At 61.3% G+C, this 13,781-nt stretch carries 13 protein-coding genes and 1 pseudogene; 5 read left to right on the forward strand and 9 right to left on the reverse strand.

Going from position 1 to position 13,781, the window contains the following annotated elements:
• Positions 1-82: 82 nt before the first annotated feature.
• A complete protein-coding gene (locus P9255_RS26245; RefSeq protein WP_309790675.1) occupies positions 83-1,558 on the forward strand; it encodes an ISNCY family transposase in 1,476 nt (491 codons plus the stop codon).
• A gap of 160 nt (positions 1,559-1,718) precedes the next feature.
• Here P9255_RS26245 and P9255_RS26250 read toward each other — a convergent pair whose 3' ends face one another.
• Complete coding sequence (locus P9255_RS26250; protein ID WP_309764835.1) at positions 1,719-1,868, reverse strand: hypothetical protein; 150 nt, start codon at positions 1,866-1,868, stop codon at positions 1,719-1,721.
• A 134-nt stretch (positions 1,869-2,002) separates the two neighbouring features.
• On the opposite strand from P9255_RS26250, the gene P9255_RS26255 reads away from it, so the two are divergent.
• Complete coding sequence (locus tag P9255_RS26255; protein WP_309764834.1) at positions 2,003-2,185, forward strand: hypothetical protein; 183 nt, start codon at positions 2,003-2,005, stop codon at positions 2,183-2,185.
• A 61-nt stretch (positions 2,186-2,246) separates the two neighbouring features.
• Here P9255_RS26255 and P9255_RS26260 read toward each other — a convergent pair whose 3' ends face one another.
• Both P9255_RS26260 and P9255_RS27355 read right to left on the reverse strand, forming a co-directional pair.
• A complete protein-coding gene (locus P9255_RS26260) occupies positions 2,247-2,654 on the reverse strand; it encodes a TetR family transcriptional regulator C-terminal domain-containing protein (protein WP_404980455.1) in 408 nt (135 codons plus the stop codon).
• 9 nt (positions 2,655-2,663) lie between these two features.
• Positions 2,664-2,813 (reverse strand): annotated as a pseudogene (locus P9255_RS27355) (TetR/AcrR family transcriptional regulator); the annotation flags it as partial.
• Between the two features lie 828 nt (positions 2,814-3,641).
• Here P9255_RS27355 and P9255_RS26265 point away from each other — a divergent pair.
• On the forward strand, positions 3,642-4,097 hold the full coding sequence (locus P9255_RS26265) for a hypothetical protein (RefSeq protein ID WP_309790676.1): 456 nt from the start codon (positions 3,642-3,644) through the stop codon (positions 4,095-4,097).
• Between the two features lie 324 nt (positions 4,098-4,421).
• Positions 4,422-5,798 (forward strand): glycosyltransferase family 9 protein, encoded by a 1,377-nt coding sequence (locus P9255_RS26270; protein WP_309790677.1) that lies wholly within the window; start codon positions 4,422-4,424, stop codon positions 5,796-5,798.
• A 46-nt stretch (positions 5,799-5,844) separates the two neighbouring features.
• On the opposite strand, the gene P9255_RS26275 is transcribed toward P9255_RS26270, so the two are convergent.
• The 3 genes from P9255_RS26275 to P9255_RS26285 all read right to left on the reverse strand — a co-directional run bounded on the left by P9255_RS26275 (position 5,845) and on the right by P9255_RS26285 (position 10,928).
• Positions 5,845-8,187 carry a GNVR domain-containing protein gene (locus tag P9255_RS26275; protein ID WP_309790678.1) on the reverse strand — a complete coding sequence of 781 codons (2,343 nt, stop codon included), beginning with the start codon at positions 8,185-8,187 and terminating at the stop codon, positions 5,845-5,847.
• 112 nt (positions 8,188-8,299) lie between these two features.
• Positions 8,300-9,610: a cellulase family glycosylhydrolase gene (locus P9255_RS26280; protein ID WP_404980456.1), complete on the reverse strand. Its 1,311-nt coding sequence runs from the start codon at positions 9,608-9,610 to the stop codon at positions 8,300-8,302.
• A 4-nt stretch (positions 9,611-9,614) separates the two neighbouring features.
• Positions 9,615-10,928 (reverse strand): hypothetical protein, encoded by a 1,314-nt coding sequence (locus tag P9255_RS26285; protein ID WP_309764828.1) that lies wholly within the window; start codon positions 10,926-10,928, stop codon positions 9,615-9,617.
• A gap of 437 nt (positions 10,929-11,365) precedes the next feature.
• Between P9255_RS26285 and P9255_RS26290 the strand changes: the two genes are divergently transcribed.
• Positions 11,366-12,130, forward strand: a complete 765-nt coding sequence (locus P9255_RS26290) for a hypothetical protein (RefSeq protein WP_309764827.1) — start codon at positions 11,366-11,368, stop codon at positions 12,128-12,130.
• 15 nt (positions 12,131-12,145) lie between these two features.
• Here the strand turns inward: P9255_RS26290 and P9255_RS26295 are convergent, their stop codons facing one another.
• From P9255_RS26295 to P9255_RS26305, 3 genes are all read right to left on the reverse strand, one after another.
• Positions 12,146-12,664, reverse strand: a complete 519-nt coding sequence (locus P9255_RS26295) for a CBS domain-containing protein (RefSeq protein ID WP_309764826.1) — start codon at positions 12,662-12,664, stop codon at positions 12,146-12,148.
• A 46-nt stretch (positions 12,665-12,710) separates the two neighbouring features.
• Entirely contained in the window at positions 12,711-13,004 is a 294-nt protein-coding gene (locus P9255_RS26300) for a zf-TFIIB domain-containing protein (protein ID WP_309764825.1), read from the reverse strand.
• Positions 13,005-13,142: 138 nt separating this feature from the next.
• Entirely contained in the window at positions 13,143-13,775 is a 633-nt protein-coding gene (locus P9255_RS26305) for a hypothetical protein (protein WP_309765459.1), read from the reverse strand.
• Positions 13,776-13,781: the final 6 nt, after the last annotated feature.

Genomic DNA, 13,781 nt, shown 5'->3' on the forward strand with positions numbered 1-13,781 from the left:
ATGTCCGATTTGGGCTCATTAGAAATGTCCGATTTCCGCCCTTGGGCGCATGCTGGCTCGATGCGTCATCGAGGGCTCAATCATGGACAGGCGTGGACTGATCACGGCAAGCATGCGCGAACTGGACCGACTCAAGGTGATTCAGGCCGTCGCCGAGCGCCGGCTCAAGCCAGGGCGTGCCGCCGAGCGGCTGGGCCTGAGTGTGCGGCAGATCGAGCGGCTGGTGCGGCGGTATGGCGCTGACGGCGCGTGCGGGCTGGTATCGGGTAAGCGCGGGCGCGCGAGCAATCATCGGCTGCCAGATGGCGTCGCGCAGCGCGCGATCACCTTGATCCGCGCGCGTTATACGGACTTCGGCCCGACACTGGCGTGCGAGAAGTTAAGGGAATGCCACGGCATCGAACTGGCCGTCGAGACGGTCCGCTCCCTGATGACGGCGGCGGGCCTTTGGGTGCCTCGCAAACAGCGCCCGCCGCGGATTCACCAGCCGCGCAACCGCCGCGCGTGTTTGGGCGAGTTGATACAGATTGATGGCAGCGATCACCGCTGGTTCGAGGATCGTGCGCCGGCGTGCACGCTGCTGGTATTCATCGACGATGCGACGGGCCCGCTGATGACGCTGCACTTTACGGCCACCGAGTCGGCCTTCAGCTATTTCGAGGCGCTATCGAAGTACCTGCGCGCACATGGCAAGCCGATCGCGTTCGATAGCGACAAGGCCAGCGTCTTCTACGTCAAGAACCGCTCCCAGACCGCTGGCAAGGGCGTGACGCAGTTCGGGCGGGCCTTGTACGAACTGAACATCGACGCGTTCTGCGCGAATACGAGTCAGGCCAAGGGGCGCGTTGAGCGCGCCAATTTGACCTTGCAGGACCGGCTGGTCAAGGAATTGCGCTTGCGAGGGATCAGCACCTGGGAAGCGGCCAACGCTTATGCGCCCTGCTTCATTGCTGATTTCAATCATCGCTTCGGCAAACCGCCACGCAGCAACCACGATGCCCATCGGCCCCTGCGTGCCGACGACGATTTAACGCAACTGCTGGCGCATCGCGTCTGGCGCAAGGTCACCCACGCGCTGACGGTGCAATACGACCGCGTGATGTATCTGCTGGAAGACACGCCTGCCAATCGCCTATTGATTCACCAGCAAGTCGAGGTGGTCGAGTATCCGAGTGGCTGCGTCGAGGTTCAGGCTGGCGGCGAGGTGCTTTCCTGCGGCACTTACGACCGTATTGCGAGGATTGATCAGGGTGCGGAAGTCAACAACAAGCGCTTGGCGCACGCACTCGAAGCTGCACGGTTGCTTCAAGCCAAACGAGACGATCGTCGGTCGTGCGATGCACCGTCACGCACGCATCGCGGCGAACAGGTTCGAGCCAAGAAGGCGCTCGAAGGACTGAAGAAGCAACGCGCGTTGAGCATCGCAGACATGAACGAAGCGATTCTCGAAGTCAGCGCAAAAACAATGACGGAACGGGGGGCGGCTGCGCCGCCCCAACCCCGAAACTTGAATGCAAGTAAGCCAAACATCCGTGCAAACCGCGACATTTCTATTTAGCGGTAACCCCGACATTTGTATTTGGCCGTGACATGGCTTGTAGCGGCCATATCCTAATGTCGCGTTCTGGGCAAGCTGAACGCTCCACGTCCAGCACCATCTGACCGGGCTTTCAAGAAACGTCAAATGGGCGGAGCACGCAGCGGCCGCTCGTAAGCTCTCACGACGGATCCGTCGGCACCCGCGTGTTGCCGTCATCGGCTTCTGTCAGCGGCAGATCCTTGTTGGACTCATCGACGCCGGTGGCTGGCTGCTTTGCCTTGTCCGTATCGACGACATCGGTGCCTGGCTCGTTCTGCGGAATTGTCATGGTCAACTCCATTTCGTGGATGATTGAAAGCGCGTGCAAGACGCAATACGAATTCAGCACGAACGATGCCCACGACTGCGGAACGGCCCTTGCTTAACATCGACAGCCGAATCACCAAAGAAATGGAGCCGCTTATGTCCGCCACGTCTACCGAAAGCGCCGAGCCGCCTGAGAATCCGATCGACTCCGACGGCCTGACCGATCTCGGTCCGGCACAGCCTGCAAATCCGCCGCACCGCGCAGGAGAAGACGCCGAACTGCGCGATCCCCCGAGTCCCGCAGGCGTGCCGCCGGACGCCGAAAATCCGCATCGCTGACGCACGGACGTTGCCGCAATGCTGACTTCGCCGTTTTCAACCTCGCTAATGCCGACAGCCGTCACATTCTTCCCTGCAAAGCGAAGTCGATAAGCTGACTCGCGCATTCCCACGCATCTTGCGCCGCCGCGCCTTTTCTGCCGGTCTGCGCAAAGATGATCGCACCGTACAGAAGAAACACCAGTTGGCGGCTCAACTGGTCCAGTATGGACGGATGAATGATGTCGAGCAAAGTGCGCCGAATCAATTCTCGAAGCCGCTCCCTTTGCGCCTCCGCCATGCTGACGACTTGGGGATCGGCCTGATATTCGTAAAGCGCGGCGATAAAGACGCATCCCTGAAAGTCGGGCTGATTGAACCAGTTCTCGTACCATCGGAAGATCGCTCGTAGCCGGTCCCTGCCCGACTGACTGCGGGCGACGGCGCCCGTCAGCGCCTCCTCGATCGCCTGCATCCGCTCCTTCAACACCTCCAGCAACAACGCTTCCTTCGATTCGAAATACCGATACATCGTCACCTTCGACACATTCGATTCCCTCGCAATCAGATCGACGCCGATCTGGCGGCAGCTATGCTGGGAAAATAAGCGCGCAGCGGTTCCGAGGATGCGCTCTCGTACATCATTCATACAAGCCTCTCAACTGTACAGCGCATGTCAGCGCGAGACATGCGCCTCACTGTACGCACGACTATCGTGGTTCGGGAACGAGATTATAGGCAGTCAACCAATAGAAATAAGCCGAATCACGGGAATCGAATTGTTTTTCAAAGGATTGCGTTGCAGCTATCCACATCGGCTGCCGACTGCGCCGACTCAATGCAGCAAACCAACGCCTTAATAGAAACCAACGCGTATTCCAAAAGCCTCGAGTCACACCGTGCTTTATGCGGCGAGACGATTTTCATTCGTGAACGAATTAGCGCGCTGCTGTACAGACGGTATAAAAATCGATTTGCGCTGGAGCCATCTAGGCTTACCGCCTGTAAGTCGAAAACTCCGGCGTCAACGGCGCGGCCCTGTACAGCAAGTACGGCGAGCCGCCGCCGCTACCGAAAGGCAGCGCACCACGGCAACTCATTTCAGACACATCGTATTGCGCAGTCGTCTGCCTGACCACACTCTTCCACCGCATGGGAGGGGTTTACAGGACGTCCAGCAAGACGAACTGCATCGGTACAGCCGTTTTCACAGTTTTTGATGATTTCGTCCACACCCCGGTTCACTCGCGTCGCTTAAACATTACCGGCAAAAATCACGCATTCACAAAAACTGATTGCCGGCCATCCGTTAATTGAGCGTAAAAGCATTTAATTTAACTCGGATATTCTTAAGAATGGTTCCGACCTATGCATTTAGAATGGGCTTTCCAGAAATTTAAATAGTACGTGACGGGTTACTCGGCTATCCTCACTTTTTGAAACCGATTCACCTTTCAACACCTTACGAGGCACGAAAATGAAACAGGAGTTTGCTCGTCGTCAGATTGTGATCGCTGATCCCACACTGAACGTTGCTCGCACGCTGCGATCGCTGCTGAGCGACGGTTCATTCGGGAATGCGGTTAGCTTGGCGGAACTACGTTTCGACCTGATCGACCGCCTACAGTCCGGCGGCGTCAACCTGCTGATACTCGATCCGGCGTTCGTGCAGCGTGACGTGGATATCGGTAATCTGGATTTTATTCTCGACTTGAGACGTCGTTTCTCAGCCGTTCCTATTTTGATTTATACCACACTAAGAGACGCGGTTATTCTCGACGAGTTTCTCTGCATGAACCGAATCGCACTTTCGAGCAAGGCGGATGAATTGGTGGACATTCTCCGTCTTTGCGAGCAGCTCTTATCCGGTAGTTTCGGCGGCGTATCACCCAAAATCGATGCGATGTTTCGCGGTGCGCGCGACCTGGTTTAAACGCGCGAACATCAGTATAAGCGCGTTCAATCATGGCGTGCGCGAGTCGTCCAAAATGCGTATCGCTTGTCCCTTGGCTTTTTGACGAACGCCTGATTCGTGACTATCGCCGCGGCTTATCTCGAATAACCGCGTAGTCTCCCCGCTTCGATCGCAACCTGTGGTCCGCTAATCGTCAAATTTCTTAGGCGATCCATCCAGAAACGAAACACTGCTGCTCAACATGCCATAGTCGCGTGTTGATCCGCCACGCTGTTCCTACTACAAAAGAAGTAAGCAAGCGGGACGGGATCTCGCGCACCCAATTCTCTTGCGGACTCCAGCATGATCGAACAATACGACGACCTTTATTCGAAACTGTACGAGGGCAATATCGCCGAGTGTTTCAGTTTTCTCGATGAACGGCTCTCTTCCGACGGCCATACCGCCGAGTACTGGCACTGGCGCGCCCTTACGCATGTGCGCGCAGGCCAGTTTCATCAGGCGCTCGAAATCTGCTTCCGGCTGAGCCGCCAATCCGCCACATTCGCCTTCCACCTCCACTGTCTGTGCGACGTCTGTGTACACCTCGGGCTGAAGGAAGTCGCGCTCGCCGCCATCGAATTGTTCACGCAGAAACCCGGCACCGCGCCAATCGTCGCCCATTTGTGGCGCGTCTACGGCTGGCATTATCTCGGTGACGACGACGCCGTCATGAATCTCAGTGCCGATGGTATCGACGAACACTCGGCCTTCGTTGTCGGCCATCATCAGGCGCGCAGCACGATGCGGCGCGACGGCATTGCGCATGGCGTCGCGGCGATGCAGCGCTACTGGTCGTCGCACGAATCGCGTCGCGTCCTGTTCCCGCATCTTGACCTCACAGACTATTGGGCCGGCGAGCGCGCCCTGCCCGCACGCCTCGATGTCCGCCTGATCGCGTCCGGGTTCGGCGATATGGTCAACTGGGCTCGTTACTTGTGCGCGCTGGAAGCGATGGGCGTACAGGTGTCCTACGACACCAACTTGCTTCGCCTCGCGATGCCCGAGTCGGAGCGAGCCGAACTGGCCCGCGCGATGTACGCCGCCGGTTTCCAAAGTCCTTCCGGCGACCGCATGATGTGGACCGACCCGTTCAGTCTCTTCTCGTCGCTCTTCCCGGTGCTGGGTTATGCGCCGTCACACCGGTACATCGAACCGGCAGATCCGTCGAGTGTCAACGCCATCATCGACGAGATCCGGCAGCGTGCGCGTGGACGGCGTTGCGTGGGCGTGTTCTGGTCGTCGTGCGAATCGGCGAACAACTTCGCGAACCGCAGCCTGTGCCTGCCCGACCTCGCTCCCCTCTTCGATCACTCCGGCGATGTGTACTGGGTCGTCATGCAACGTGGCTTCGAACGCCGGCGCTGGCTGAACGACCCGCGCTCAGCCGACCTGGACCGATTCACCACGTTGGACCTGAACCTGAATCTCGGTCAATCGGCCGCGATCATCGACCGGCTCGATGCATTCGTCGGCAACGATGGCGGGCTGAGTCACTTCGCCGGCGCGCTCGGCAAGCGTTGCTACATGCTGTTGAATCAGGTCGCCGAGTGGCGTTACGAGCGCGATCCGACGTCCACGCCGTGGTATCCGGGCATGCGGCTCGTGCGGGCGCGCGAGCTCGGCGGCTGGGATGGAGTCGTCGGCACCGTGCAACAACTCCTGCACGCCGACGCCTGAACACGTCACAGTCCGGCGCAACACCTCGCCGGACTGCCCTTCCCGTTTAACGCGCCACGGTCTTGAAGCCGTACTCCTCGCGTGCGCCGTATCGTCCCGGAGCGAACCCGTTGAACACGTGACCGCCGACCTTCGCGCCTACGTTCTCCAGGCGGCGCAAGGTTTCCTCGAGTTGCCGGGCGCCGGTGCGATCGGCGCGCGAGACGAGCAGCACGAGATCGCAGTTTTGCGTCGCGATGGACAGCGCGTCGCTGACCGGCAACACCGGCGGCGAGTCGAGCACGATGTAGTCGTAGATATCCCGCAGCATCGCGAGCGTTTCCTGAAACGCGGGCCGGCCAAGCAACTCTGCCGGATTCTCCGGATAGAACGCGCCCGCATCCATGATCGACAGGCCACCGTTGCCGAGCGGAACGATCGCTTCGTCCGGGCGCGCGGACCCTTCGAGCACCTCAGCCAGCCCCGGCCCGGTGCGGCCATCGACGAGATGGCGCAGCCGGCCCTGGCGCATGTCGGCGTCGATCAGCAGCACGGATGCGCGCGTCTCGGCGAGCAGATACGCGAAGTTCGACGACACGAAGCTCTTGCCCACACCTTGCGTCGGACCGGTGAAGAGAATGACCTTGCCGCCGGGTTGATCCGGATCGACGACATAACCGGGATTCATGACGCTCGTGGTGCCCGCGAACGACACCGCGTTTGCCGGATTGAACGGCTTCATGGCGCCCAGGCCGAACGGGTTCATCGGAACCGGCGCGCCGCTCAACATTGCGCGCACGCTGCTGCGCAGCGAACGCAGCGCCTCGATGCTCGGATCGGTCGGGCTCGTCATCGCGAGGAGGTTTGCGGGCGCCGCATTGTGCGTCAGCGCGCGAACGTCCTGTTTCAGTTGCGCAGTCGAGCGAGCGATCACGGCGAGGCGCGGGAGTTGCGAGAAGTGATCGATTTCTTCCGGACTGCGAAGCTCCTTGCGATTCATCGCGATCAGATAGATCGACACGGTGCTCACGAACAAGCCGCCGAAGATCGAGCCGAGCAACACGATCCACGCACGCGGCCACGATTGCTTCTCGGGCGCGACAGCCCAATCGACGACAGCCATGCCCGGCGGCGTGCTGGCTGCCGCGACTTCGAGCTGTTGCGCGTTGGTCAGCACGCTGGTGTAGAGCTGCGTCGTGACGGCCACGTCGCGTGCGAGCTCGACGTATTGGCGCTGCACAGTGGGCAGATTCGCCGCGATCTTCGACGTCTCGGCGATCTCATGCTTCACCTGGTTGAGCTGCGTGAGCGCGCTCTGATAGTTCTCGTTCTCCGGCCGATAGCGATGCTGCGCGGCGTCGAGCGCGAGTTGCAAGGTCGTCTGCTGCTCTTCGAGGCGGCTCATGCGCGTGATGAGCGCGGTGTTCTGCTGCGCCATATCGACAGTGCCGGTCTGCGTGCGGAACGCGTTCAGCCGGCTCTCCGCCGTTTCGAGATCGTGCTTCAACGCGGGCAGGCGCTTCTTGAGAAAGTCGAGGCTCGTCTGCGCCTGCGCCGCGCGGCGTTCGGCATCGCGCTCCTGATACGTCTTGATGATCGCGTTGACCATGGCCTGAGCGACGAGCGGCGATTCCGCCTGATAGCTCAAGCGAATCAACGACGGATCGCGCAGCGTCGATTCGCGCGGCGGAATGGACGTGCGCAGCCGCGCAAGCACATTGTCGAACGTCGTCTGCTGGGAATACTTGCGCAGTTCGAAGCTCACGCCCGGACGCGCGCGCAACGTATCGATGCGCAGTTCGCCGGGAGCACGGCCTTCCGGCGTATCGACCTGAAAGGACACGGTTTCGCCGACGCGCCCTTGCGCGAGCGCCTTGTCGTCCTTGTCGAAAAGCGTCCAGCGCCCGCCCTGGCCCGCGATCACGTGGAATTTCATCTTCAGCGCAGCTTCCGGCACGGTGAACACGCCGGGCTTCAGGCGCTCGCCTCCCCACGCGTATTGGTCCAGTCCGAACGGCGCGGGCGCGAGTTCGCTGTCGCTTGCATGACGTGAAGCCAGGAAACTGCCGATCAGCGGGAAGTGACTCTCCGTCTCGACGACGGTATCGGCGCTCGTCTGCGCAATCGCCGCGCTCACGACCGAGCGTGAAGTCAGCACGTCGCTTTCATCGCTGGCGGAAGCATCGGCGGCCATGGAACCCGATACGTCGGACAGTGCGCTGATCGACGTCCCCGCCTTGCTTTGCACGCGCAACAGCGCTTCAGCGCGGTATTGCGGCGTCGCAAGCAGAACGTAGAGCACGCCCGCTGCGCAACACGTGCCGGTGACAGCGCCGAGCAAGGTCTTGTGACGCACGACGCTGCGCCACAGGTGAACAAGACCGTCGCCGCGTTGCGGAACTGGCGTCATGGCGGGGCGCATGTTATATGAAAGCATGTTATATCCCTAACAAAAAAGATGAGAACCAGAGACGTCAGTCGCAACCGACGACGGCGCGTTCCCTCGTACACGCCGCTTGATGCTATGAACCGGCCGTGATGAACACCGGTCCTTCCGCTTCAGTCACTGCCAGCACGTTGCGCCTGTCGCGCCGCGCACCGTACAGATCGGCGATGACCGCGCTGGCCGGCAGACGCGATACATCGAGATTCATGACGTTGCCCGCGCCATAGCACCAGACAACGTATTTGGTCGCATGGCCATCGTCGAGCTTGAGCACGACCGTCTGCTCTTTCTCGTCGATGAAGTAGCGCGCGTTCCTTGCGTTGGCCGTGAATGCGAACAGATGCTTCACGGCGTGATACGCGGGCAGCTTTCTGTTTCCGGCATCCAGTAGTCCGAAGTTGTGCTCCATTTCCTTCGGATTCGTTCCGTCGTTGCGCATGTCGTAATACGATGTCAGCCCGACTTGCGCGATCCAGTTCATCAGCAGCAGCCGCACCGCATAGCTGGCCTGCCTTGCGCGCGCTTCGCTCGAATGACCATTCGCGATATCGGCTACATAGTGATATCCGAAGCTCGGGTATGACCATTCGGTGGCCCACACTTGCGGACGCTTCACGTAGCTCGACAAGTCACGTCGCAGCCCGCGATAGTCATCGAGCACCGTTTCGGGCTCCTGCTGCCGGTACGGATGCACGCTGACTGCATCGGGTCCCGCCTGCGTCGCGCTGATGTCCCCGACCGCGCGAATGAAGCCGCGATCCACCTGCTGCACTCCGCCCGTCGCGATGACCACATTCGGATTCGCGGTGCGCGCTGCCTGCACCGCGTTCCGAAGCAGCGCGCGATACGCCGCAGGCGACGGCTCAGCGAGCCAGTAGTCCTTGTGGTCCTGCTCGTTCCATACTTCGAAGCGCACCGGCGCATCGCGGTAGCGGAAAGCGGCCTGATAGACATAGGTGCGAAACGCGGCGAGTTGCGGCGGGGACGTCGGCGGCTGGTTGGGGCTGAAGGCGTAATGCTTGTAACCCAGGATCAACAGCGCGCCGAGGCCGCGTGCGCGCAGGTTATTGACGAGACCGTCGAAGCCGGCGAAATGCCAGCCATCGGGCGCCTGCACGGCTTCCCAGAAGAGGTCGGTCCGCACGAACGAGAAGCCGACATCCTTCACCGCGTCGAGCAGTTTCGTATCGCCGATCTGGTGGATCGCGATGCCCGTATTTGCCCTTGCAGATGCAAACGATGGCAACGCGACATAAGCGCGTTCGAGCGACGACGATGCGCCATCGATGGCGAGACTCGGCGTCGCCGATGCAGGGAGCATCGGCGCGCACATCGCGAGCACCACCGCCACTCCAAGCCGCCGTCTCAGATTGCCGCGCTTGTGCATGATGTCAGAGCCCTCGCAGTCCGTCGTGAGGCGCATCGATCACCGTTGCGCGCGTGCGCCAGTTCGTCGGCGTAAAGCGGGCGGGCAAGCGCCAGATGTGCGGTTGCATGAACGCCGCGTTTTCGCGCATGAAGCTCAGCGTGATGCCGAAGAACAGCAGGCAGCCGATCGATTCGAACGTATCGGTCGTCGCACAGGAAAAGAGCAGGTAGAGCAGCATCGCCCAAGTCGGCCGGTCGTCGGTCGGAGCGCGCATCATCAATCGAACGAAGAACGCGACCAGCAGGAACGCCCCGACGATGCCGAAGTTCGCGAGCGCATACAGCAGCGAGTTGTCGGCGTAGGCGACGTTGAAGCCAAACACGCTCTCGTAATACGTCGTTGCCGAGCCGAAGCCGCCAGGTCCCAGGCCGAGCCAGATGCGATTATTCTTTAGCAATCCTTCCATGATGACCGGCCAGGTGTTGAACATGCGGTCCTGGAACGAAGCGAGCGTCGTGAAGCCGGTGCCAGACAGATTGAACATCAGCGTGGCGATATACGACACGAACGGAAACGCGATCGCGATGCCCGCCGCCCATAAGCAGGCGCGCCTGATCGTCATCGTGGAAAAGAAGCAATGCGCAATGACGACGATGGCGAGCGAGACCGGCGCTGTCTTGTTGGTCGTCGCGTGAATCGCCGCGCCCGCGCACGCGAGCAACACGCACTGCAACCAGCGCTTGTCGGTGCGCATCAGCAGCCATGCCGTGAGAAGGCCCGCCATCAGTCCGGTGGATGCGCTGTCGCGCCCGAAGCCCGAAAGCCGCGATGCGATGCCGACATACGACGCCACAGCGGCCCGCACGTTATGCCCGCCGACGGAGACGCTGACGCCGACCCACGGCATCGTCATGAACGTGTTGGCGAGAATGCCGATGCCGCAGAGCGCGGCCAGCACCGCGAATCCCGTTGTGGCCGCGCGGCCGTTGAGCAGGGCAAGTGCTTGCGGCGTAGCGGTGAGCGCGAAAAGCATCGGCGTGACCGTCCATAGCCAGAAGCCGACGGCTTCGGGCGCGACGCCATGCGATAGCGAGACGAACGATTCCGCGAGCATGTACAGCGCGATGAGCGCGTGGCTCGCCTTGGGACGCCTGATCAGCGTGACCATCACCCATGCAAGCATCAGCAGCTTGGGAAGGTATGCGGCCTGCGGCACGCCTGCCATGGAGGTGTAGTAGCGGATGACGCCCGAGAGCACGTCGCTACCGACGGCTGCGATGAAACTCGCCACCCACAGCTTGTCTTCGAGCGATGCCCTTTCCAATACCCTATTCATTGTTCTACCGTCGCATGTCGCTGGGGGTCGTCGTTTGAAAGCGAGCGGCGACCGCCTCTTGTTGTTTGCACGCGTGGGTGACTGCCAACGAACCTGGCCAGGCTCGTCCCCGTTGCCGGAAATTTACCCGTGCGGTACAGCCCGCTCCGTGCGCATACGCACGCTTCGTTCAGCCGCCGATGCGCGTTCACGTTTGCTATGTCGGCTTGCGCTCATATCGGCGCGCTCGCAATCGTTGTTAAGCGCGGCAGCGCACATAGGCGTTGTATCGTCACCCCGGCTGATGCTTTCACGCGGATAGAGCCTGCGTCGAACATGCGTGCGTCGTCGTACATAGCGGCGTGGTGCGCAAGCATAGGATTACCTATCAAATGTGACGCAGAACGAGCCACCCGCAAGCGAATCGCCGTCCATTCACGTCATTCCGAGAGCGCCTAATGAATGCACAAGACCGTGCCGCCCTGACACAGGCATCGCGAGGCGGTATCGCGATTTTCGAATCGATGGTGGCGCAGCCGACGCTCAGCGCGATCAACCGCCAGCTCGATGCAGCTTACGAAGCGACGCCGGATCACGAGCAGTTTTTCGGCTGCGCCAAAGACATCGTGCATACGCTGCGGGACGATATCGCGTTCAGGGAGCTGGAGAGCGAAGCAGTGCGCGCCGCGTCCAGGTGGCTTGCGTCGACGATGCGTGTCGATGGAACGATGGGACCGTGGTTCGGGCTTCGCGTGGGAAGCAGCGCATCGACGTCGGGCAGCCATTGCCGTCATTTCGATTCGCAGGTGCTGACGCTCGTCATCGTGCTGCAAACCGCAAGCGACGATGACCGCAGTGGCGATCTCGTCGTCTATCCGAAGACGCGCGGCATTCCGCGACGCCGCGACAACGTCTTGCGCAAGAGCATGCAGTGGGGCGAGCGCGCGCTACCCTTCCCGCTTCGCGCGGCGCGCACGCAACGTCATCTGGACAAGGGACTGTGCACGCGTATCCGCGGCACGGCGGGCAGCGTCTATGTGTTCAACGGCTTTCTGATGCAGCACTGCAATCTCGACGTGCTCGAAGGCGAGCGCCGCAGCCTCGTCATTCATTATCTGGACCCCGGGCTGTCGCTCGGGCTGGCGCAGGTCAACCGCCTGCGCCGCAATGAGAAGGCCGTCCCCCGGGAAGCCGTGTATCCGGCCGAGGCCGACGCGACCTGAGCCGGCCGATGAAAATCACGCAAGCCGCGTCGCGAGCGTCTGCGGCAGCGGACTGCGGCGCGTGAGTGCGCAAGTGGGCGCATCGTGATGCGGACCGCGCACGTAGGACTCGAGTTGATCGATCGCGAACTGCTGCTCGTCGATCACATGCCGAACCAGGTCGCCGATGGACACCATCCCGACCAGCCGCACGCCCTCGATCACCGGCAGATGACGGATGCGATGGCGCGTCATCAGCGCCATGCAATCGTCCGTGCGCGTGGCAAGGCCGACCGACAACACAGGCGCGGACATGATCTCGCCAACGGTCGTCGTGCGCGACGCCTTGTCCTGCAGGATCACCTTGCGCGCATAGTCGCGCTCGGTCACGATGCCGCGCACCGCGCCGTTCTGATCGCCGCCCGCCGTCACGACGAGCGCACCGACGCCCGCGTGCGACATCAACGCGATCGCTTCATAGACGCTCGCGTCGGCGCCGATCGTATGGACCGCCGTATCGGTCTTCGCCTTCAGGACTTGCCTCACCGTTGCCATGCCATTCTCCGTTGCGTAGGAAGTTGCGCTGCACCTGCTGACTGCTTCAGTCGAAGTCGAACAATTCGCCGAGAAAAGACTTCTTGCGACGCGGATAACCGTGGCGTCCTTTCGAATCGCCATAGCGGTGATCGTGGTCCCGACGCCCCCAGTCGCCATCGCGGGAATACTGTTGCGGCGGCTGCATTTGCTGCAGCGACACCTGCTCGTCGCGCCGAATGAGATGATCCAGTTCGCCGCGATCGAGCCAGACGCCGCGGCACTTCGGGCAGTAATCAATTTCAATGCCCTCACGAGCGGTCATCAGCAGGTCCGTCGCGGGGCAGGCAGGGCATTTCATGTCGAATCCTTTCCAATTGCTTTCGATGCGAACAATCTAGCCGAAGCATCGACGGCATGAAATGCACGAAACCGAGCGCGTTGGTTCGGAAAAACCGAAGCGTCCATGCATGAGGCACAGGCCGGACGCGATGTGTCGTTACCCCGCCGATTCGTCGCACCACGCGCGCCACATCTGGCGATAAGCGCTTTCCAGGTGCCGGGTGAAGCGCGGAGCATTCATCATCGGCGAGGCTTCGAGGCGTGAGCGAAGGGACGCGCGCAATGCAGCGAGACGCGGACGATCGTTCGCAAGACGGGTGACGATTTCCACGTAAGCGTCGTCGTCGTGGCCGATGAGTTCGGGCAAGCCGAGGTTCATCAGCAGACTGAGTCCCGCCCGGCTGCAGGCCGTCTCGCCTGCCCGCGAAGGCACGGGCACGCCCATCCACAGCGCATCAAGACTCGTGGTGTGGCCGTTGTAAGGAAAGGTGTCGAGACCGATATCGATCTCGTTGTACGTGCTCAGATAAGCCACGCGTTCCTGATAGCCGACGAACGTCACCCTCGACATGTCCACGCCGAGCGCGCTCAATTGCTGGCTGTACCGCGCGCGCGGCGCTGCTTCCGCCAGGAGGATGAAGCGCGCTTCGGGCACCGCCGCGAGCACGGCCGCCCACATGCGCAACGTGCGCGCCGATGCCTTGCACGGATTATTCAGGCATCCGAACGTAATTACGCCGTTTCGCTCGGCAGGCAACGGCCCGTCGTCCGGCGCGTCCGGGGTCGTCACGCGTGG

It is taken from the genome of Caballeronia sp. LZ019, assembly GCF_031450825.1.
GTDB lineage: Bacteria > Pseudomonadota > Gammaproteobacteria > Burkholderiales > Burkholderiaceae > Caballeronia.